The sequence below is a fragment of the Pseudomonas sp. Tof1 genome (genome assembly GCF_055390395.1).
Genome location: NZ_AP024344.1, coordinates 6,239,173 through 6,259,559, shown reverse-complemented (window position 1 = coordinate 6,259,559; position 20,387 = coordinate 6,239,173). Strand labels below are relative to the sequence as shown.

Below are 20,387 nucleotides of genomic sequence, written 5' to 3'. Positions count from 1 at the left end.
ACCCTATACCCGCTCAAACGATGGGACTGATAGAATCGCCGCCGGTTCACACGAGGTTTTTCCATGCACGATCCCCACAGCGAACGCATGAGTGGCGGCGAGACCCGCGCGGCAAGCGGCCTGGCCCTGGTGTTCGCGTTCCGTATGCTTGGCATGTTCATGGTGTTGCCGGTCCTGGCGACCTACGGGATGGATCTGGCGGGCGCGACACCGGCGCTGATCGGCCTGGCCATCGGTGCCTACGGCCTGACCCAGGCCCTGTTCCAGATCCCCTTCGGGATCATTTCCGACCGTATCGGCCGCCGCCCGGTGATCTACCTGGGCCTGGTGGTCTTCGCCCTCGGCAGCCTGCTGGCGGCCAACGCCGACTCGATCTGGGGCGTGATCGCCGGGCGCATCCTGCAGGGCGCCGGGGCGATTTCCGCGGCGGTCATGGCGCTGCTCTCGGACCTGACCCGCGAACAGCACCGTACCAAGGCCATGGCCATGATCGGCATGACCATCGGCCTGTCGTTCGCCGTGGCGATGGTGGTCGGGCCGCTGCTGACCCGGGCCTTCGGCCTGTCCGGGTTGTTCCTGGCGACGGGCGGCATGGCGCTGGTCGGCATCCTGATCATCGCCCTGATGGTGCCCAGGGCCACCAGCCCGCTGCAGCACCGCGAGTCCGGCGTGGCGCGCCAGGCCCTGTTGCCGACGCTCAGGCACCCGGACCTGCTGCGCCTGGACCTGGGCATCTTCGTGTTGCACGCGATGCTGATGTCGAGCTTCGTCGCCCTGCCGCTGGCCTTCGTGGAAAAGGCCCACCTGCCCAAGGAGCAGCACTGGTGGGTGTACCTGACCGCCTTGCTGATCTCCTTCTTCGCCATGATCCCGTTCATCATCTACGGCGAGAAGAAACGCAAAATGAAACGAGTTTTGCTCGGCGCGGTGACGACGTTGATGCTCACTGAGCTATTCTTCTGGGAGTTCGGTGATGGTTTGCGGGCCCTGGTGATCGGTACGGTGGTGTTCTTCACCGCCTTCAACCTGCTGGAGGCCTCGCTGCCGTCGCTGATCAGCAAGGTTTCACCGGCCGGAGGCAAGGGCACGGCGATGGGGGTGTATTCCACCAGTCAGTTCCTCGGCTCGGCTCTCGGCGGTATTCTGGGCGGCTGGATGTTTCAGCATGGCGGTCTGTCGGCAGTCTTCCTCGGATGCGCCGCACTGGCTGCCCTCTGGCTGGCCTTTGCTGTTACCATGCGTGAACCTCCCTATGTGACGAGCCTGCGCTTGCCGTTATCGCCTGAGGCGATCCGCGAAGCGGGTCTGGTCGAGCGCCTGAAAGCCGTCGTAGGGGTAACCGATGCAGTCGTCGTCGCCGAAGAGGCCGCCATCTACATCAAACTGGACACCGAATTGTTGGATCGCACCACCCTTGAGCGCCTGGTCAATGAACCGGCCTCGCAAGCGTGCGAAGCCTAGGAGAACGTTATGGCCCGTGGGGTTAACAAAGTCATATTGGTCGGCACTTGCGGCCAGGATCCCGAAGTTCGCTACCTGCCCAACGGCAACGCCGTGACCAACCTGAGTCTGGCGACCAGCGAGCAGTGGACCGACAAGCAGACCGGCCAGAAGGTCGAGAAGACCGAGTGGCACCGTGTGGCGATGTTCGGCAAGGTCGCCGAGATCGCCGGCGAATACCTGCGCAAGGGTTCGCAGGTCTACATCGAGGGCAAGCTGCAGACCCGCGAGTGGGAAAAGGACGGGATCAAGCGCTACACCACCGAGATCATCGTCGACATGCAGGGCACCATGCAGTTGCTGGGCGGCCGTCCACAACAGGGCGACCAGGGCGGCTACGATCAGTCCGCGCCACGCCAGCAGGCTCCGCGCCAGCAGGCACCGCGTCCACAGCAGGCACCCCAGCGTCCAGCCCCTCAGCAGGCCGCTCCGCAGCCGGCTCCGGACTTCGACAGCTTTGATGACGATATTCCGTTCTGAAACCCAGCTTTTTCAGAACTGTAAATACTAGAAGCGAAGCCATTGATTTGGCTTCGCTTTTTTATTGTTTACGGAATTTTGTGGCGTAAGGGCTACATTTGTTAAGCGTTTACCTTTCCAAGGTGTAAACAAATGGCCCTCAATCCCTATGCGGTGAAGACGCTCGTGCTGAGTTCCGGGGAGCGCTTGCCGGTGCTGATTGCACTGGCCACGGGTGCCCCCCTTTTTGAGCCGTCTGTTTACGTGCTCAGCGAGATTCGGGCTACCAACCGAGCGAGCAATACAATTGACCAGGTCCTGCGGTCGATCATGGTGTTGCAGCTATTCCTCGACTCGAGCGGGATCGATCTTGAGCAGCGAATCCGACTGGGTTCAGTTTTTTGCCTGAGTGAGCTCGATGAGCTTGTCCGGCACTGCAGGCGGCCTGTTGCCGATCAATTGAAGTGCACATCAACTCTCCCTTCCCGGCAGTCCGTACGTAGAGGCACCGCTGAAAGTGTGCGCCTTGTTCAACGAGATACGGCACCAGCTGAGGTGGCAGGCCATACCGCAGCCAACCGTATTCGGGTCATCCGCGACTATCTTGATTGGCTCGTGAGATACCACATGGCTCGTTATCACTCAGGTGCAGCTGAGAAAGAGCGACTTTGGAACGAATGGACGTCTTGCAAGGATGCGCTGGAGGCGCGACTGCCGCGTCGCAAAGGGCGGAATACCGTTGGACAGCGGGAAGGGCTTCAGCCAGAGGTGGTGGAGAAGCTTCTCACTGTCACGTCGCCAACATCGTCGGAGAACCCTTGGAAAGGGAGAGGCACATGCATTCGAAATGCTCTCCTGGTCCGCTGGTTCTACGAGCTTGGCCTGCGTCGTGGCGAAGTGTTGAACGTAAAAATTTCCGACATTAACTTTCAGTCGGAGGAGCTGACGGTGGTCAGGCGAGCAGACGATCCTGAGGATCCCCGTAAGGACCAGCCACTGGTCAAGACGCGCGACCGAAAGATTCCGTTATCCCCAGGGCTGTGCAAGCTGACGCACGAATACATCACGAAGACACGCCGAGCCACTGAGGGCGCAAGACGTCACCCATTTCTGTTCATCGCCATGGGCACCGGGGCACCTCTGTCGCTCAGTGCCGTAAATGTGATCTTCGCCGAGCTGCGGAATGCTTTTAATGGCGAGTTCGATGCTGTAACTCCGCATGTGCTTCGCCACACTTGGAATGATCGTTTCTCGGACGTAATGGACAAGTTGAAGGTTTCCGAAGCCGAAGAAGAGCGCATGCGTTCGTTCCTCATGGGTGGGCACCGACCTCGAAGACCTCTGCTAGTTACACCCGTCGGCACATCCGACTGAAAGCTCAGCAAGTGTCCTTGGCAATGCAAAGCAAGCAAGCAGAAGGTGTGCTGAGTGATGACTGAGAACCGAGCGATTACCTCTCAATCGTCGTGTTGTTTGAGCCTCCCAACCACTGTGAGGACGCTCAGCGGAGCCGTTTTCGATCCAAGTGCCAAGCGTTGGACGTTCCATGATGGCCTCCATTCAATCAGTGTGAATTTCGAAAGGTTGAGTGGCTGTGCAACAGATCAGTTGATCGCAGCAGCGAAATTTCCCTTGATTTGGTATGCCGAAAACGCCCAGGCAGTAACTATTGTCAACCTGTTTGACAACTTGCGACGATTACTGGCATCGGTATCGGCGGCACAGGGCAAGCCCGTCGGCATCATCGATGCACCAGAGCTCGCCAGTTATCGAGCTTCTCTGACATGGGAAACCGAGTGGAAGCTGGGAGGGTTAAGTGCCTTTTTCAAAAAGTGGGAGAGTTTAGGTATCCCGGGCGTAACGAAGGCTGCCGTGCGCTTGCTAAAAAGCCATCGCCTCAAGGGGAACCGCAAGGGGACGGCAGTCCTCACGATGGATCCGCTCACGGGACCGCTGACTGATATCGAGCGTTCAGCTACGCAAGCAGCACTTAACGATGCCTTTGCCGCCAAGAAGATTGCACTGGATGACTATCTTTTGGCCTGGCTTTGTCTGCTGTTGGGACAGCGGAACATCCAATACGCAATGCTGAAGGTTGGCGATGTCAGGGAAATTACGAAGGCTGACGGGGCTACTGAGTATGTACTCCGTGTGCCTAGGGTCAAGCAAGGGAGAGCGGAGGCGCGACGGGAACAGTTCAAGGAGCGGCTGATCACCCCCGGTATCGGGAAAATGCTCATCAACTACGCGAGCAGTCTCCGCACCCGATTCAGCGGGGAAGGCAAATTCGCCATCCCAGCATCGCAAGTGCCGCTGTTTCCTCAAAGGAAGTCGACGAAGAAGGTTCGTCCAGACTTTCATCATCACATGTCACCAGAGGGTATCGGTAAGAGAATCAGCTCGGTATTTGAAGCTTTGCAGGTGTACTCCGAGCGGACTGGTGAACCCATCCAGGTGACCTCGAAACGGCTCCGACATACGGTCGCTACGTCCGCGGCAAGAGAAGGGCATGGTGAGCTGATCATTGCTGAGTTGCTCGACCACAGCGACACCCAAAATGTTGGAATCTATGTAAAGGCCACGCCTGAAATCATCGAGCGGATCGATCGTGCCGTGGCGCTTGGAATGGCCCCGCTTGCCCACGCCTTTGCCGGTGTCGTCATTGGTAACGAGTCAGCGGCAACCCGTGGCGATGACCCAACAAGTCGCATTGTCGATCCCCGCTTCGACGAAGCGATGAAACCGATGGGAAGTTGTGGTCGTGACGGGCCGTGTAGTTTTATGGCTCCTATCGCTTGCTACACCTGTAAAAGCTTCCAGGCCTGGGGCGATGGCCCTCATGAAGCGGTGCTGGACTACTTGCTGGCCGAGCGTGGACGTCTGATCGCAGCGACTGATATGCGCATTGCCACAGTGAATGACCGGACGATTCTGGCCGTTGCCGAGGTGGTTCAGCTCGCTCGAGAGAGGCGCAAGGAGATGAAGGATGCCTGACAGCCTAGTGGTGTTTACCCCCAAGGCGGAGCGGGATGCTACGGAAAACCTGAGCGAGTTTATCGCGATGAGCCGGTCTCAACTGAGCATCTTCGGTGCCGATCTTCGTTTTGACGATATGGCCTGGGACGTTACCAATACCACTCAGCAGAAGGCGCTTGGGAGCAAGCGGGTCCGCATCTATTTCTCTACTCAAGAAACGGTAGACGACAGGTTGCCGACTCAGATGGCTGAGCCGTTTGTATCCTTTGCAAAGGCTTACATTCGCTACATGCAGGGGATGCGGCCAACGAAGAATCCTGCTTTTCGTGTCACTGCGTTACGTGCCCTTGATGCTGCTCATCGGCAGAGCGGTCGCTTGGGGCCGGTGATGATGGATGGTGGCACGTTCAATCGAGCGGCGCGAGTTGTCGCTGAGCGGCTTACAGGATCTACGGCCTATCGAGTGGGTGCTCAGCTTGAGCTCATTGCTAAGTTCATGTCCGAACACCGTTTGACCGCTGTTCCACTCGCGTGGCGAAGCCCTATTAAACGACCAATTGACACGACCCGTGTTGGGCCAGAGTTTGACAAGCGCCGTAGCGAGAAAATGCCGTCTCAAGCTGCATTGGAAGCGCTTCCAAAGGCGTTTCACATTGCGACCCAACCTAATGACGTTCTGTTCTCGTCGATTGCCGCGATCCTATGCTCTGCGCCTGACCGCATTAATGAGGTGTTACTGCTTGCCGAGAACTGTGAGGTTCATGAAAAAACTTCAGGCGGTAAAGATGCTTATGGCCTGCGCTGGCACTCAGCTAAGGGGGCTGATCCAATGGTCAAATGGATTATTCCCTCGATGGCTCCCGTTGTCGCTGAGGCCATTGCCAAAATCAGGAATTTGACTGCGGACGCTCGACGTATTGCGCAGTGGTACGAGATTAATCCAGAAAGGCTTTATTTACCTCAGAATTTTGAATATTTGAGGAGTCAGGAACTTCTGACATTGGATGAGATTCAGCGGGCGATTTTACTGGAGGAAGGCGCTTCCTCATTTGCGAGGCTATGGTACTCCGCAAATAACGTGTTGTTGAATAAGAGAGGGAATCGTGTGTACGCGCGATTCGCCGATGTTGAAAGAGCGGCAATAGCGCTTCTTCCGGCCGGATTTCCACTGTTAAACGCGGAGGTGAATCTTAAGTTTTCGGAGGCGCTCATTGTAGTGCGGCGTAATGAGCTGCACTCTGCAAAAGGTACATTTCGCTGTGTCATTGAGCCTGTCAACATCAACCAGGTCAATACAGCACTCGGAACGAGAAGCAAGCATGGTTTTGAGTCGATATTTGATCGCCTTGGCTTCACCGAGCCAGACGGCAGTCCAATCGGAGTTTCTACTCACCAGTTCCGTCACTACCTGAACACCCTGGCTCAGATAGGGGGGATGAGTCAGTTGGACATTGCGAAGTGGTCGGGTCGCCTGGATGTCCGCCAAAACGAGGCGTATGACCACGTGAGCGCAGATCAAATGGTGGCGAAGATTCGTGAATCCATTGGTGACCAGACTCTGATGTTTGGCCCTCTGGCAAAGCTGCCAAAGAAGATCCCGATTTCACGAGATGAGTTTGCACGGCTTAAGATTCCGACGGCCCATACGACTGATTTCGGCTTCTGCGTGCATGACTACACGATGACACCATGTGAACGGCATGCCGACTGTGTCAACTGCAATGAGCATGTATGCGTGAAGGGTGATGAAGGCAAGGCCATGATGGTGAAGCACCGGCTACAGGACGCGCAAGAATTGCTGGAGCGTGCTGAAGCTGCGACCGCGAAAGGCTACTACGGAGCGGATCGATGGATGGATCACCACAAGAAAACGGTTCTACGTCTGACACAGCTTACAGAGATTCTCGATAACCCAGCGGTTCCAGTCGGCGCTGTAATTCAGTTGGCTGATGTTCCCGATGTCTCATGGGGTGAGCACGCTTTAGAGGATGGGGTTGCACTGGACGGTCGTTCGGCGAAAACCCACTTGGAGGCTTCGAACCCCCCGCCACTTGAAAGGAATAGACAATGGCAATGACTAAAGGGCGAGCAAAGAACCTCAATGATGATGCCATTGGAGTCATCGTCGCCATATTGGATGGGTGGTCCGGCAAGCTCACCTGGGATCTCCTCATTGACATGATTGAGAGGCGCCTACTTGTTCGTTATACACGCCAGGCACTGGACAAGCGAGCTCGTGTGAAAATGGCTTATCAAGTCGCTAAGCAGCGAGTTGGTGGCGAGTCTAGTTATAAAGCTGGCCAAAAACCATCTGCTGTAGAAGCCGGGGTGTTAAGTCAGCGAGTTAGTCGGCTAGAGGCAGAAAATAGTCGATTGAAGATTGAAAATGAGCGGCTGCTCGAGCAGTTCGTTACGTGGGGCTATAATGCGTATCTAAAGGGTTTAACAAAAGAATACCTGAATACTCCGCTTCCTAGAGTAGACCGAGAGGTAACTAAGGTTGCGCGGCATAACTAGGTTTGGCTGAGGTGGAGGGAGTTTCGGATGCTTCGGCTGCTGGCGTAGTGAACATATATCTTACAAATTGAGGGGTGCCCTATGAGTAATGCTTATATGCTCAAACGTTTTCAGGAAGAAGTCATGAAGCAAGGTTGTGACGCTACGTTGCCCTCAAATTTGAGTGATTTTTGGATTGATGAGCTCCAGAGGAGTTTGGCGCAGCTGTTTGAAGGTCTCGACGATGCAGATGACTCTGACAGTAATGGCTGCATGTCCCTGCCGTTGGCAGCTATTATTCATATTCTGTTTGCCAAAAATGAAGGTTTGGTCGTAAAGGAGTCGATGGAGGATATGTACAGGTATTTTGAAGACTATAGAATTGAGTTGGCTTTGGAGGCGCTTCGAAGAAGAACAAGTGTGCAGGCTGAGCCGGCCACAATTGAATCTATTTTCACTAATCGAAAGGTTTGCATTAATGGCTAGATTTAAAGCTTTCGGCCTTTGACCCGCTAGGCAGCTTTCCAAGGGCATCGTTCAGCGATTTGAAACCCATCGCTGACATCAGCAACAGGCTTGCCTTTCTCGGTCACTTACTTGGCGGCTTCGATCTTGAATTCTTCGAGGTAACGTTGACGACTCTTGGCTCCTTCTATCTGGGACTTATTGTGAGGCTTAGAGGTGTCTACGGAACTAGGAGCGATTCAGGCATCGCTGAGTTCATCCAGATGACGGTGAAGCGCCCGGTGCCTCAGGTGTCGTTTGAGCATCCTCAGGATTGATGGAAGGTGGCAGCGCTCATTTTGGAGAACGAATGGGCGAAGCTTCAGCAAGATCGCCCATATGAGCTCTTCATCAAGTCGCTCGCTGCCCAGGCGCACTGGATGACCCAAGCTCGATTTGATGCTAATGGAGCCGCCGCGTTGCTCTTGGACAAACCGAGTCGAGCGAAGCACCTCCGCACGCTGCCAGAACTCCTTTAGGTGTGCCCAATCACGCTCCGGAATCGTAAAGGCCACTGCCTCGCGCTGAAGGTCATTTGTAGCAATCAGGGTAGTTTTGATAAGCAGGAAGTCTAAGCCCCCTAGGCTAATCAGTGGCGAGCCATAGCGATGGTGGCCGTAGGCTACCCTCAATCGCAGTATTGCCCCGCTAGCTCCTTTCACGCCAGTAGGAGTACAACCTAAGGCAGCGGGGAAGCCTTATCCTTAGCCTAGAATGGTTTGTTAGCTGGTCAGCTAATGATAACCTTAGACCTAAGATTAGCTGATGCGACAATATTTGCTGTGCAGCTAAAAAGGCACATGAGGCTAAGGTAAATGGATCAATATCATCGTCAATCGGGTGGATTCGAATTCGAGAACCTTGTCCTAGAGGAGCTAACGAGGACTCTCGACGAGGCCTTGGGACCCGATGCCATCGTACGACGTGTAGAGGGGATGCCGTTTGCTTCGTCAGCTGACTCCGAGCCAGATGGATTAATCGAGATCCAAACCCCCTACAAAATGCTGGTGGTCTATGTCGAGGTCAAAAAGGACGTTTACCCCCGAGACATTAGGGACGCCGTATGGTCGCTGAATAGATACATGCGCTACCAAGACCAGGCACACGACGCTATTGGGATGCTGGCTGCTGGTTCGTTAAGCCCTGGAGCAAAGGATGAACTGAAGGCCGAGAACATAGCTTTCTTCGATCTGGGGGGCAGCCTTCACCTGAGGCACGAGACTTGGCTTATCAGTATCAATAAGCCCTCCAAGCGCCTAAAAAGTTACTCACACGGCGTAGACCTTTTCACCGACGCACGTGGGAGTGTGGTACATGCCCTTCTGATGCATGCAAACGCATGGCTGACAGGCGCGGAGTTAGCAGAGCAGGCTGAGACCTCTCCGTATACCTGCTCTGTGGTTTTGCAAGAGCTGACGTTGCGTGAATGGGTGGAGTCTACTGGTGGAGGACCGAGTAAGCGCAGAATGCTCGTTCGCCCTGAAAAGCTTCTAGATGCTTGGGCTGAGCAATGGCAAGAGCGCAAAGAGAAGCAGACGAAGTGGTACACCTTCGTTGAAAACCCCAAGCACATGCTGGCTCACTTGGCTGATCGCATAGATCGCGCCCGAGTCGACTTTCCGTGGGCGTTTACTGGGGCCTCTGCTGCTAATGTCGTTGCTCCGCTGCTGACTAGCACTGATGGTGTGGAAATCATCGTGCCAAAAGGCTATGCAGAAAGGATGGCTGACATGGTAGGGCTGAAGCCAGTCACCAAGGGGGCAAACGTCACGCTCATCGAGCGAGAACCTGCGAGTTTGCTCTACCGTTACAGACATCCAGATCACCCTGCATTTTTTGCCAGTGCCTACATCTTGTACTTGGACTTGTTGGATGGCCGTGGCAGAAACAAAGAACTGGCAGACCATCTAAGAGAGAAATTGGAGTCATTATGGCAACGGGACTAAAGCCTCGTACAGCGGATGGATACGATCAGGATGTTACTTCGGCATGTGAGAGGACGTTACTCACGCTGCTGAGCGCTTTTGGGAATCTGAAGGAGACGCTGAGACTTGTCGGAGGCCTTGTTCCTCGCTACCTCACTCCTGCGACCCCACCAGACGTTCCGATGCATGCGGGCACTTCAGACGTAGACATTGTGTTAAATCTTGAGGTGTTGGCTGCTGGCAACGAATACGCCAGCCTCGCGGAACAGCTAAATGCTCGCGGTTTCACCCGCTGGGTCGAAGAGGGACAGGCAGCATCGTGGCGCTGGCGTCGTCGGGTTAGCGAGCATATCGAGGTCGTCGTTGAGCTTCTTCGAGACGCAGGTGATGAGGCGCCAGGTAGGTCCATCAACGTCGACGGAGAAAGGGTATCGGCACTGACAATCAAGCACGCCCGAATTGTCCACGACTGGTATCAGGAGATGGAGATTTCTGCCGAACTCCTGGATGGTGATGGAGTGTCAGTAGATGTTGTGCGATTTGCAGATGTGCCTGCGTTCGTAATCTTGAAGGCACTGGCTCTGGATCAGCGTCAGGAGAGGAAGGATGCCGCCGACCTCATTCATGTTGTGAGGTACTCAGGCTCGATCAAGGAAGTCGCAGCCCTATTTGTCGAGCGTATTCGTTCGGAACAGCACCCAGAGGCGGTGCGGGATGGGTTAGCGGCTCTTGCCAGGCGATTTGGGGATGACCAGCATAGTGAGGGCTTCGAGAAGGTAGGAGCAGTCGCCTACGCGCGTTTCTACGGCGACGAGGAAGAGGATGAGCTTGTGGGTCGACAGCGTTTTGCAGCAGGGTTAATTCAGAGCTTGCTGGCGGAAATTGACACCCAATTAACGGATGCTTAAGGCGGTTACTCGATTGGGCAGCATGGAGCATGGTGCCATATTCGGCCCCATGCCTCACTGCTATTTCCAGCTAGGCAAGTAGGAAGACAAATGAGGCTTTCGAACTCGCGCAGTTATAATAAGGAAATGGCATGAAATTAAAACGGGAAAATTTTCAGTTCGATCTGAAAAGTAGATTCGTATCTACAAAAGAATACGCCAACGGCCTAGTGGTGGCCCTAAATGATTTGGCCCCTCATCTGAGTTATGCAGAGCGAGAGGAATTGTGTTTTAAAAAGCTTGGCCTAAAGTCTGATAGCGTCTCCGAGCAAGCCTACATTCAAGCGGCTGTGGAGCTAACCGTCTGTACTCATTTTGCAAAATTTTTTCCTGATGCCTTCGTTTACGAGGAAAAGGTAAATCCGCCGAAAGACGTAGACTGTTCGTTCCGTGTTGGCGACTTGAAGTACAACGTAGAAGTGAAGTGTGCTGATTTCTCTAAGAAGCATGCCATTGATGAGCTTGATGGTTTTAAAATTGGTGCTCTTGGGCGGTTGGCAGATTATGATGCCGTTTTTTTGGATCTCGAGGGGCTGTTCTCAAGCGACGGCCATGTGCTTTCTCGGCAAAGGCACATGGATAATAATCTAAAGGATTTTCTAATTTCAGCTCATGAGAAATTTCCTCCCAATACGCCAGATAGAGAGCTTAATGTGTTGGTTGTTGGGTGCGATGATGCGATGGATATGCAGAAGTGGCACTCCTATCTTTACGGTTCGCAAGGGCTTTTTACCCTCGAGTCATATGCCGATGCATCCACCTATTCCAGGGTCGATTTGGTAATTCTGACCAATCTTTACCATCGCCATAAAGATCCAAATCAAAAGCCAATGCTGCACGGGCATTGGCGGTTAGTCGAAGCGTTTTGTATTTTGTGCGAAAATCCAAATTCAGGTAAGCCGGATAGTACCTTTTTAGAGTTTTCGCGGACTATACGACACCATAATGACGGTTTACATAATCACGTTGCCGAGGGGGACGCGCCTGATTTCATTTTGAAAGGATTAGCGATCCCTAGTTATGTTGCTGATGAGCTTCAGGCGAAAGGGGTTTACTATTTTCAACCGGCTAAGCCCGAGCCGAAGGAAGAGCAGTAGTAGCGTGCGGCCCGGAGAGGCTATGAAGGTTGAGTGCCTCTGAGATGAGTCCTCACGGATGATGCGACGCTCATGATTTTCGGCTCCTCGGATGCATCTGGAGGGATGACGTACTCCGCCTGCCAGCATGGCTATCCTGAGGGTAGAAGGTACTGACAGGAAGCCTTGAAGCTGATCGGGGCTCGATTTTTACGGGGATGGAGCAGGCCTTTGCGCTATGGCTCGAAGGACCGCTCGAAGGGTGCAGATGCTGCTATGATGGCCCTACGCCTGTACGATGGCTGACTTCTGTAGGGATGCGTGATGGCCGAAACAGTAAACATTGGCGAAATTGCCGAAAAATTAGTTGATGATATTTTTTCCTACTTTTTTTGGGAAATTAAACCTCGGACCAACGAGAATTTTGATTGCCATTGCCCGCATCATCAAACACCTAGTGGGGACCCTAAGACTCAACATCCCTGCGATCTGATTTTTCACTATCAAGATCCGTATTTGGGGTCCACAATATACCTGCATACGGATTTAAAAAGCTATGCAAAGGACTCCATAACAAAAAGCAAAATAAGAGATGCCTTTAAGTCTCTTGGAATGACTATTGAGTGCGCAAGGCAGTCGCAATCTTGGTGCGACACCTTCAGCATAGATACCTCCGAGGAGTACGAGGTTCGCGGTCTCCTATTCGTGCATAATCACGATCATGAATACAGAGCGACTTTTTCAAGCCTGATTGAGAAGGTAGGTTTCGACTCAATTCCTATTCCCGAGAATGTATGTCTGCATTGGCTTGGGCCTGATGACATTCTGCGGATGGTGAGTATTGGGAACGATATCATGCGTTTGATTGCGCAGAAGAAGATATCCTCAGAATATTCTTTCTACTATCCCGATTTGGTTATGAGGCATCGCCAAGGCGATGTATGGGCACAGCCTGCAACGGTTGAGGCGCTCACCAGTCCTTACGTGATTATTCAGCACAAGGGGGCTGAAGATAATCCACAAGTTGGCTATGTGGTTTATTATAATCGCACGGGGGCATCATCTGCGGAGTTTGAGTATTTTCTGGATAGCTTGTCTCGCTATCAGATGCTCGAGTCAAACAAGACGGTGCAGGTGCGTGTAACGGCCCGTGATCCCCATAAAAATCTAGTTGCAAATTTTAATGCGGCGAAAGAAAAGTACGCAAGGGTATGGGGATTCGATCCTATCCGGGAGCAAGTGCTGGACGACGTTAAGATAACCACTATTCCCGCAATGGTTGATGGTTACAGTCCTGGGTGGATGGGGTGGAGAGAATGAAAAAAAATAGAAATTACGGTCCCGCCCTATACTTCGCCTCGGACAAGAATGTCTTTGATGCACTGGTGCAGAAGCATAAGGTTGACTCGGCTACAATCGCTCAGCTCTTTAGAAATCGAAACACGATTGTTTCTAAAAAGACCGAGCGAGATGACTTGGCAGAGCATTTTTCCAGGCTTACACACGACTACTATGACCATAAAATTATTTCTTCAAAGCTCGGTGTTGCACCGCGTCGCGAGCGAGCTACTACAGTAGAGTTGGTGGGCGACGTAAAACCTGAGTCAGTGCAGGCCGCGGTTGAGGATCTAAAGAAACAGATTCTTAAGGTTGGGGATGTTGCAAAGGTAACTCGAAATGGGGACGACTTTATCTTAGAGGTTCAGTACTCTAGATATGATTATAAAAAATCTGAGTTCTCCCAGTTGATTGTTAAAGATGCGGTGATAAACATCCGCAAGACCGACCTCGGCTACACAATCGTGGCGCCTCAAAACGAATTTGTTAACGGGCTACGAGATGATTTAGCCAATGGGGTCGAGGCCAAGTCGGATCAGCCCGTTGAGAAATTTACTGTATCGCTTTTCCACATCCCATCGCCGAAGAGTCGTACAGAATTTTTCATCGAATTGATGAGTAAGATGAATGGATTTTCTCGCAGGGATGTAACTGATGTATATGTGTATAAACCGAAACCGGCAAAGGACTCAGATGAGGATTTGTCTTCGGATGATGATGAAACTCATATTGAGAAGGTGCTTCTACGCGGAAACGGAGTGACCAGATCTTCCATTCTCCAGGATCTGGTTGGCGCAGACGATTATTATATTGTCAAAATTTGTTGGTTGGCCAAGCGCGTGATGGGGAATGGTGATGTTTATAAAATGGAGGCGTCGTTTGCAGACCCTAGGAACTGTGAAGGCTTCTCTGTTTTGTTAAAAACGGTCTACCCTAATACTGATAATAAGTTCACTAAATATCGTCCCCCTATGGCACTCGAGATTGAAGAGCTAACTAGGGCCGTCGAGGCAGCTGCCAAATTAATTGTACAGACACATACGGGCTCAAAGTGAGGCGCTATGTTAGCTAGGTACAAATGGTATACGATTAGATTCCCTAGGCCATTGGCAGAGACGTTTGCTCGTCTAGACGCTTATCGTCAAGACGACGGTCAGACGCGCAGCTTTATGACGGATATAGCATCCTCTTCCTTTGAGTTTTTCTGGCGTACCCCGTTGTACGCAACATCTATTGATGTTGATGGGCAGGAGCAGAGAAGTGAGTTTTTTTCTACTAATCGTCAGAAAGCACAGATAGTCGGAGAGGATAAGTTGTTGCTAAGATTGGAGAATCCGCCTAGATCTTCCAAGGAGATGTTAAATTGCCTTGAAAATGTGGTGGGGTTTGGCTTTGTTTGTCAGCCTGTTTTAGTAACTGAAAATATAGTTTTGAATGCTATTTCGGGATTCTCGCCGATATTATTAAGCTCCATAAAAATGTCTGGGGGAATTCCAAGTATCGTTGCTGTAGGGCGTGTAGAACTGGCTTCGAAGGTTGGGTTGAATAAAGAACATCTGGATAGCTTTGGATTGGAAGGCGTTACTGTCGAATCTGCGTCTTATTCCGTTAGGCATAACAGTCTGAGCGGTCAGGTGGGATTTTCCAGGACGGGGATATGCAAAATTAGCGGTGAGTTGTCCCCACTGCTGTTGTCTAGAATTGAACGTAGCATTTTGGCTTCGTCGATTAGAGGGTGATGAGTAGACAATATAATCCCTTGATGGATTGTGCGTTATGAAAAACTGTTAGGGTAAATCTGACAAGGGTAAGGAGGTTTACCCTATTCACTTTTCTTTCTGCCCTGCGGGTCGCGCTGGGATAAGACTATATCAGGTGAGTCGCGCCACGAACTGAATAGTCCCGAGGCTCATTCCGCGCAGTGGCTTGATCGGAAGTTGGAGTTTGCGTCATATCCAAAGGAGCGTAGAGCATCATTAATAGCGGAATCCCTTTCTGATTTCACCTGCCAGGCGCTGGTCGTCGTCAGCGATACGGGCCGCCGTTGGGTCCGCAACTGAACCGTTTGTGAAAGATGGACATGTAACCAATTCACCTTTAGTGTGTGACCGGCCATCTGGGTCTTCGCGCCTGTCTGTAGAGGGGAGGTCGTAACTGCTGTGGGCATGATGACCCAGTGGATGCAATCACAATTTACCTCGCACTACGCGGTCAACTCACATAGGGAAGCCCTGATCAGGCTTGGCTAGGGGAATGCAATGAGTGGAAGCAAAACAGAACTGGTGGCCATTGACGTGGGGCAGTTGGTTTCTCCGATTGGTGAGCTAAATGTTCAGCTTGAGGGATATCTTTCCAGCATCGGGCTTCCTGTTTCAGACGTTGTGGCGCCAATCGCAGAGCGTAAAAAAATCATCACGCAGCTATCCGACGCCCTTGATGTACTACCATACGAAACCAGAGCAAAGTCTCATTACCTGTCGCGTTTCACAATAGCCATTGCGGCGGGGTTGTTTGATGGTGCGCTCAACTATCTTTGGGATGAGACAGTAAAAGCGTTACGCCTTCAGGTAATTGCTTTTGATGTTCAATATTTCTATTCGGTTGCGGAGAAGATTAGTTCGCGATATAGGAATCTCTCGAAGCCAGAAGAAATTGATCAGATTAGTGAGCACGATCTGCTAGAGGGTTGTCGTCGAATCGGGCTCGTGACAGATGTCAACTATCAGCGTCTTGAGCATGTAAACTACATGCGAAATCATGCAAGTGCTGCGCATCCTAACGACAGTGTAATTGATGGCTATGAGATGCTTGGCTGGCTTACCGTCTGCTTAAAACACGCAATCACAGCACAGCCAGACCATTCATTAATATCCATTAAGCAGCTTCTGCAAAATATTCGTACTATCGCACTCCCTTCTTCTGACTTCGGGGCAATCTGTGATGATCTTGCGAAGCAGCCGCAGGAGCGTATCGATGACTTCCTTTGGACTTTATTCGGTATTTACTTAGACGATAAGTCCGCCCAGCATGCTCGTGACAATATCGAAGGTATCAGCCCCCGTGTTTGGGTAGCGGCTACTGAAGATAGAAAGTATGAGATCGGCGCAAGATTCGGAACGCTACGTAAAAATGGTGAAGTCTCAAAGAAGGAAGCCTGCAATAAGTTCCTCGAAACCGTAGGAGGAGCGGCTTACAAAGATGAGGATAGTCTTGCTGAAGAGCTGATTGAAAAGCTGGATAATCTTTATCGTGCCCATTTTGGTTCCAATAATTTTTACAATGAGTACCCGCATGCAAAAGCTCTCATGGCTAGCTTGCCGGCAACGGGTAAAATTCCACGAGCAGCTAGGGCTAAGTGGGTGAAAATTGTATCGATTTGCTACGTTGGCAATGGGCATGGATACAGGCAAGGTGTGGACGAGCAGGCGGTTCCATATTATTCAAAATATGTGAATAATTTTACTGAGGCTGAATCCGTGGAGTTTGTAAAGCTCTTCCTTGATCCGGAGTTCACCAGTCCGCTTTCTCGCTCAACTCCAGATAAACGGGTGAGAGATCTGGCTGTTGTCCTCAAGTCTAAGTACTCTAATGTGCATTTGCAGCGATCTCTTGATCTTGTGATTGCTGCGCCAGCTGGAACTCTTCATGGTCTTCATCTGACGTCCGAGTTCAAAACGGTGATTGCGAACCTGCCGGTTTAAAATTGGCAATAAACAATCGGTGCATTGACAAGGGGCGTTCGTCCCCTTGTCATTTGACCTGCATAAGCCACGGCAGAGCTGGGTCTAGTCCCTGGCTGGCAAGCCCGCCCTTTCTGGGCTAACCCAGGTGATCGACCGGCTTCAGCCTGGTAGAAAAGTGTAAACAACGGTGCTTCAAAACTTGGTGGTGTTTACGCTTTTTTGGAAAATGATGCGTAGCTGATTTTTAATGTGTTGATTCACAGGGGAAATCTGGGTTGTTGACGATTTTGGATGAATAGAACCGTTCTAGGCCGCTGCTTATCCAGCACTGAGAACCTGAAAAGCGAAGCCAGCAACCTGGCTTCGCTTTTTTATTGCCGGCTGCAAAGCCATTGATCGGCCCACATGCCCGTCCTGAACTTTCGCACAAGCCCAGGCCCGGGCTTGCAGGACGTCTACAGCAGCGATTCGTGGCGCGTCGGCGTCTTCTCTTCGTGGTAGTGCGGGCGGCCCGTATCGGAATCCATCAGTGCCGGGGTGGCGAGGATGGTTTCGGTCGGCAGGCAATCCTCGTTGCCCTGGAACCAGCAGGCCAAGGCCGAGTTGCGGTTGCCGTGCATGTCGACGACGCTCAGGTACGTGTTCGTCCCGGGCGGCGGCGGGGCAGGAAACGTCTTGGGCGGCAGCACCAGCGCGTCGCCCGGCTTGACCCACAGGTCGGCCAGTTCGATCTGGTTCACGTAGGGCCGCCAGCGCGCCACGCTGATGACCAGCGGCAGCCGGGTATAGCGGGCCAGGAACACGTGGGCGAAGTTGTGGTACTCGAGGTCGGTCGGGTTGTAGTTGAGCAACTCGCGCTGGCGCTCCGGCCCGAGATAGGGCGATTGATGACCTGCCCACTTGCCGTAGGTGTACTGCGCGATCATCAGTTGCTCGTATTCGAAGCGGATGCATTCGCCACTGCGCAGTAGGGTCATGCCAAAGGCCTGGGCCGTTTCCTCCGTGGCCCATAGCGGTTTGTAGCAGACCTCCCTGGCATGGAAGTCGAACTCGGTGATTTCATAGGAACCGCAGGCCGTAGGCACCCGGCGTGGCTTGCTGCCGATGCCTGTGTATTTATGGCCAAGCTCCAGCTCGGGTCTGGTCGGCGCCAGCTCGATCAGGTGACCACGAGGTTCGCTGCAGGGGACTGCCAGGCCCTGATCGTTGTACAGGAACGGGAACTTGTTGGTATCGAGCGGCTGCTGGGCGCCGTCCTCGATGAAGGAAATGCTGTTGAAGAACTGCATCATGACAGGGACCATCCAGGTCGGGGGCTGGGAACAGGCCGGTTGATCGAGGGACCGATCCGGCGGTCGTGCCGGATCGGTGAGCTTACCTCTTTAACGTTGCGGCTGTTGCTGCACGCGGAACCAGTCCATGCCATGGGGTTCGCGCCAGCGGCGAACGGCTGCGCGTTTTTCAACCTGGGTCAGGCACAGGCCGGCCCCATGGTGGTAGACCATCAGCAGGTGGAAGATGTCGTCGCCACGCCGGTCCCAGATCACGTCGTCCTCCTGGCGCCCCGGTTTTATCGGGTGCAGGCGGCAATCGCTCTGGTCCTGCATGCCTTGCAGGAGGCTGCCGGTCTCGTAGTTGATCAGCAGGATCGGATGGTTGATCTCCGGGTAGGGCTTCTCCAGTTCCCTCATGTACCAGAGCTGCCCTGGATTGCTGGCATCCGTTTTCTGCATGGCGATCCGGCTCTTGTTCTGCGGGTCGGCGACCAGTACCGGATGGTCACCGGTGTTGTTGTGCAACCGGTAGAGGACGGTTTGCGTGTCTTCGAGCACCTTGGCGGTCTGTACCAGTTTCACCCGGCCGAAGGAATCGTGGGACAGCCGTGCGCTGATCTTCACTCGTGGCCTGAGGTCTTTTCCCGCGTCGCCGAAGCCGGCAATCACGCCGTCCACACCGGCATCTTCCAGGTTGTTGCCGGCCAGCGCGTAGGTCAGGCCAGCCAGGAAGTTGGGCTGCATGCTCCTGACCAGGATCTCCCAGCGCGTCAGGGTGGCTTGCGTGGCGCCGTGGACCAGCAGCGCTTCACGCATGGCGGCGTTCGGGTAGTAGCGGCTGTCGCGCGGCCAGCGTTCGGTGGTCAGCAGCAATTTGTGCTCGGATTTCCCGTTCAGCAGCAGTGCCATGGCGTCCCAGAACTTCTCGAAGGCTTGTGGCGCGGCATCGGCCGCCGGTGGGTAGTGCACGGCTTCGCTGGTCTGCTTGCTCTTGTTGTCGATGAACACCGCACGCAATGCCGGGCCGTTGGCAGCCGCATTGGGCGAACTGCGACGACTGTCGCGGCCGATGACAATCACCGACTCGGACCAGGTCGCATCGATCTCGGCCTTGTAGCTGGTATACCACTGGTAGGCATCTTCCAGGGCCGTTCGGCGCGGGCCATCCTTGACGAAGAGATAGATCGGGGAGAGCTTGAGCTCCACCACCCGTGGACTATCGATCAGGGAATGGCGCCACTTGATGAATTCCGGCTGATAGTTCTGAGGGTTGATCGAACTGAAGTCGATGGAGTGTGTGCCCCACAGGTGGTCAGCCGGCTTTGACGGTTGGCGATGCGGCTTTTGACCTCCTCGGTGGTCGCGGTCGAGGCTGTGGCGCTGACAAACGCCCCGTACTCGGCTTCGAGCATCGCCTTGAGGCTGGTCTTGTTGCTCAGGTATTTCTTGGAGGCGGTCATGGCGTAGTTCAGCGACCCGCCGACCACGACTTCCTTGACGATGTCGACGCCGAAGTCGACGAAGAAATTGAAGAATTTCCGGGCGTCAGCCGGATCGAAGACCTCGGGCAGTTCCGTGACCCGGCTCTTGAACACCTCGGTGGCGTTGTCGGGGTTGACCGCCAGGCTCAGCCTCCACAAACGTACCGTGTGGCTGTAGAGCGCGGCCTCGTGTTCCTGGAGTTGTGAAATATCGCTGCCGAAGGTGGCCTTGAAGCCGGCCGAGAAGGCGCCATAGCTGCCCTTGGCCTCGACGCTCGATTGACTGTGCCGCTCATATTCCTCATGGGAGGAAAAGCTCTCGGTGAAATAGTCTTCCTGGGTCACCAGGTCGAGGGTGACGTGCTTGCCGATGTTGTAGGTGCGCTCCAGGCATTTGATCGGCTGCTTGCCGAACTCGGTATCGCCAACCTTCTGGCATTCCTTGCTGTCGCCGGCCCAGTCCAGTTTGTTCAGGCCCAGTCCCAACAGCTGCGAACCACTGATGTCTGTCAACTCGCCGCTCATTGCAGGCTCCTTTCGTCCAGGTTGTATCAATTGGGGCCAATTGATGGGGCCCAGTATCGGGAGAGGGGCCAATGCCAGATAGTCCAGAGCGGTCTCAGTGCAGTATCAGTTTGGTATCAGCGAGCTGACCAAACTGCCGCACCAGTGGGTTAACGTGGTCGCGGTGCTGGAGTACACTCCCGCGACAGCCGGCTGATAGCAAC

17 protein-coding genes are annotated in these 20,387 nt (G+C 53.5%); 14 read left to right on the top strand and 3 right to left on the bottom strand.

What is annotated here, in order from left to right; genetic code table 11:
- Positions 1-63: 63 nt before the first annotated feature.
- The 14 genes from ACZ5KU_RS28165 (at position 64) to ACZ5KU_RS28100 (ending at position 16,922) form a co-directional block, all read left to right on the top strand.
- Positions 64-1,461 (top strand): MFS transporter, encoded by a 1,398-nt coding sequence (locus ACZ5KU_RS28165; protein WP_054059478.1) that lies wholly within the window; start codon positions 64-66, stop codon positions 1,459-1,461.
- A 9-nt stretch (positions 1,462-1,470) separates the two neighbouring features.
- On the top strand, positions 1,471-1,980 hold the full coding sequence (locus ACZ5KU_RS28160) for a single-stranded DNA-binding protein (RefSeq protein WP_054059477.1): 510 nt from the start codon (positions 1,471-1,473) through the stop codon (positions 1,978-1,980).
- Positions 1,981-2,112: 132 nt separating this feature from the next.
- Positions 2,113-3,333 (top strand): tyrosine-type recombinase/integrase, encoded by a 1,221-nt coding sequence (locus ACZ5KU_RS28155; protein ID WP_464736572.1) that lies wholly within the window; start codon positions 2,113-2,115, stop codon positions 3,331-3,333.
- Between the two features lie 57 nt (positions 3,334-3,390).
- Entirely contained in the window at positions 3,391-4,953 is a 1,563-nt protein-coding gene (locus ACZ5KU_RS28150; protein ID WP_464736571.1) for a site-specific integrase, read from the top strand.
- Complete coding sequence (locus tag ACZ5KU_RS28145) at positions 4,946-7,012, top strand: integrase (RefSeq protein WP_464736570.1); 2,067 nt, start codon at positions 4,946-4,948, stop codon at positions 7,010-7,012. The genes ACZ5KU_RS28150 and ACZ5KU_RS28145 overlap by 8 nt, the downstream gene beginning before the upstream one ends.
- Positions 7,003-7,452 (top strand): hypothetical protein, encoded by a 450-nt coding sequence (locus ACZ5KU_RS28140; protein WP_464736569.1) that lies wholly within the window; start codon positions 7,003-7,005, stop codon positions 7,450-7,452. The genes ACZ5KU_RS28145 and ACZ5KU_RS28140 overlap by 10 nt, the downstream gene beginning before the upstream one ends.
- An 81-nt stretch (positions 7,453-7,533) precedes the next feature.
- Positions 7,534-7,917, top strand: coding sequence for a hypothetical protein (locus tag ACZ5KU_RS28135; protein WP_464736568.1), 384 nt, complete (start codon positions 7,534-7,536; stop codon positions 7,915-7,917).
- Positions 7,918-8,750: 833 nt separating this feature from the next.
- Positions 8,751-9,881: a type IV toxin-antitoxin system AbiEi family antitoxin gene (locus ACZ5KU_RS28130; protein WP_464736567.1), complete on the top strand. Its 1,131-nt coding sequence runs from the start codon at positions 8,751-8,753 to the stop codon at positions 9,879-9,881.
- Entirely contained in the window at positions 9,866-10,768 is a 903-nt protein-coding gene (locus ACZ5KU_RS28125) for a hypothetical protein (protein ID WP_464736566.1), read from the top strand. The genes ACZ5KU_RS28130 and ACZ5KU_RS28125 overlap by 16 nt, the downstream gene beginning before the upstream one ends.
- Before the next feature lie 131 nt (positions 10,769-10,899).
- On the top strand, positions 10,900-11,904 hold the full coding sequence (locus tag ACZ5KU_RS28120; RefSeq protein ID WP_464736565.1) for a hypothetical protein: 1,005 nt from the start codon (positions 10,900-10,902) through the stop codon (positions 11,902-11,904).
- 303 nt (positions 11,905-12,207) lie between these two features.
- Positions 12,208-13,203: a ubiquitin family protein gene (locus ACZ5KU_RS28115; RefSeq protein WP_464736564.1), complete on the top strand. Its 996-nt coding sequence runs from the start codon at positions 12,208-12,210 to the stop codon at positions 13,201-13,203.
- A complete protein-coding gene (locus ACZ5KU_RS28110; RefSeq protein ID WP_464736563.1) occupies positions 13,200-14,276 on the top strand; it encodes a hypothetical protein in 1,077 nt (358 codons plus the stop codon). Before ACZ5KU_RS28115 ends, ACZ5KU_RS28110 begins: the two co-directional genes overlap by 4 nt.
- 114 nt (positions 14,277-14,390) lie before the next feature.
- A complete protein-coding gene (locus ACZ5KU_RS28105) occupies positions 14,391-14,960 on the top strand; it encodes a hypothetical protein (RefSeq protein ID WP_464736562.1) in 570 nt (189 codons plus the stop codon).
- Between the two features lie 519 nt (positions 14,961-15,479).
- Positions 15,480-16,922 carry a hypothetical protein gene (locus ACZ5KU_RS28100; protein WP_464736561.1) on the top strand — a complete coding sequence of 481 codons (1,443 nt, stop codon included), beginning with the start codon at positions 15,480-15,482 and terminating at the stop codon, positions 16,920-16,922.
- Positions 16,923-17,359: 437 nt separating this feature from the next.
- Here the strand turns inward: ACZ5KU_RS28100 and ACZ5KU_RS28095 are convergent, their stop codons facing one another.
- The 3 genes from ACZ5KU_RS28095 to ACZ5KU_RS28085 form a co-directional block, all read right to left on the bottom strand.
- The gene (locus ACZ5KU_RS28095; RefSeq protein WP_081006021.1) at positions 17,360-18,196 is read right to left on the bottom strand and encodes a hypothetical protein; all 837 of its coding nucleotides are present in this window, start codon (positions 18,194-18,196) and stop codon (positions 17,360-17,362) included.
- A 90-nt stretch (positions 18,197-18,286) separates the two neighbouring features.
- On the bottom strand, positions 18,287-19,387 hold the full coding sequence (locus ACZ5KU_RS28090; protein ID WP_464736560.1) for a hypothetical protein: 1,101 nt from the start codon (positions 19,385-19,387) through the stop codon (positions 18,287-18,289).
- Positions 19,388-19,401: 14 nt separating this feature from the next.
- Entirely contained in the window at positions 19,402-20,184 is a 783-nt protein-coding gene (locus tag ACZ5KU_RS28085; protein WP_464736559.1) for an MAC/perforin domain-containing protein, read from the bottom strand.
- Between the last annotated feature and the right edge of the window lie 203 nt (positions 20,185-20,387).

What these genes read in the sequence shown, in the direction of transcription:
- ACZ5KU_RS28165 (WP_054059478.1), top strand. Translation starts at nt 64, where the DNA reads ATGCACGATCCCCACAGCGAACGCATGAGTGGCGGCGAGACCCGCGCG.
- ACZ5KU_RS28160 (WP_054059477.1), top strand. Translation starts at nt 1,471, where the DNA reads ATGGCCCGTGGGGTTAACAAAGTCATATTGGTCGGCACTTGCGGCCAG.
- ACZ5KU_RS28155 (WP_464736572.1), top strand. Translation starts at nt 2,113, where the DNA reads ATGGCCCTCAATCCCTATGCGGTGAAGACGCTCGTGCTGAGTTCCGGG.
- ACZ5KU_RS28150 (WP_464736571.1), top strand. Translation starts at nt 3,391, where the DNA reads ATGACTGAGAACCGAGCGATTACCTCTCAATCGTCGTGTTGTTTGAGC.
- ACZ5KU_RS28145 (WP_464736570.1), top strand. Translation starts at nt 4,946, where the DNA reads ATGCCTGACAGCCTAGTGGTGTTTACCCCCAAGGCGGAGCGGGATGCT.
- ACZ5KU_RS28140 (WP_464736569.1), top strand. Translation starts at nt 7,003, where the DNA reads ATGGCAATGACTAAAGGGCGAGCAAAGAACCTCAATGATGATGCCATT.
- ACZ5KU_RS28135 (WP_464736568.1), top strand. Translation starts at nt 7,534, where the DNA reads ATGAGTAATGCTTATATGCTCAAACGTTTTCAGGAAGAAGTCATGAAG.
- ACZ5KU_RS28130 (WP_464736567.1), top strand. Translation starts at nt 8,751, where the DNA reads ATGGATCAATATCATCGTCAATCGGGTGGATTCGAATTCGAGAACCTT.
- ACZ5KU_RS28125 (WP_464736566.1), top strand. Translation starts at nt 9,866, where the DNA reads ATGGCAACGGGACTAAAGCCTCGTACAGCGGATGGATACGATCAGGAT.
- ACZ5KU_RS28120 (WP_464736565.1), top strand. Translation starts at nt 10,900, where the DNA reads ATGAAATTAAAACGGGAAAATTTTCAGTTCGATCTGAAAAGTAGATTC.
- ACZ5KU_RS28115 (WP_464736564.1), top strand. Translation starts at nt 12,208, where the DNA reads ATGGCCGAAACAGTAAACATTGGCGAAATTGCCGAAAAATTAGTTGAT.
- ACZ5KU_RS28110 (WP_464736563.1), top strand. Translation starts at nt 13,200, where the DNA reads ATGAAAAAAAATAGAAATTACGGTCCCGCCCTATACTTCGCCTCGGAC.
- ACZ5KU_RS28105 (WP_464736562.1), top strand. Translation starts at nt 14,391, where the DNA reads ATGACGGATATAGCATCCTCTTCCTTTGAGTTTTTCTGGCGTACCCCG.
- ACZ5KU_RS28100 (WP_464736561.1), top strand. Translation starts at nt 15,480, where the DNA reads ATGAGTGGAAGCAAAACAGAACTGGTGGCCATTGACGTGGGGCAGTTG.
- ACZ5KU_RS28095 (WP_081006021.1), bottom strand. Translation starts at nt 18,196, where the DNA reads ATGATGCAGTTCTTCAACAGCATTTCCTTCATCGAGGACGGCGCCCAG.
- ACZ5KU_RS28085 (WP_464736559.1), bottom strand. Translation starts at nt 20,184, where the DNA reads ATGAGCGGCGAGTTGACAGACATCAGTGGTTCGCAGCTGTTGGGACTG.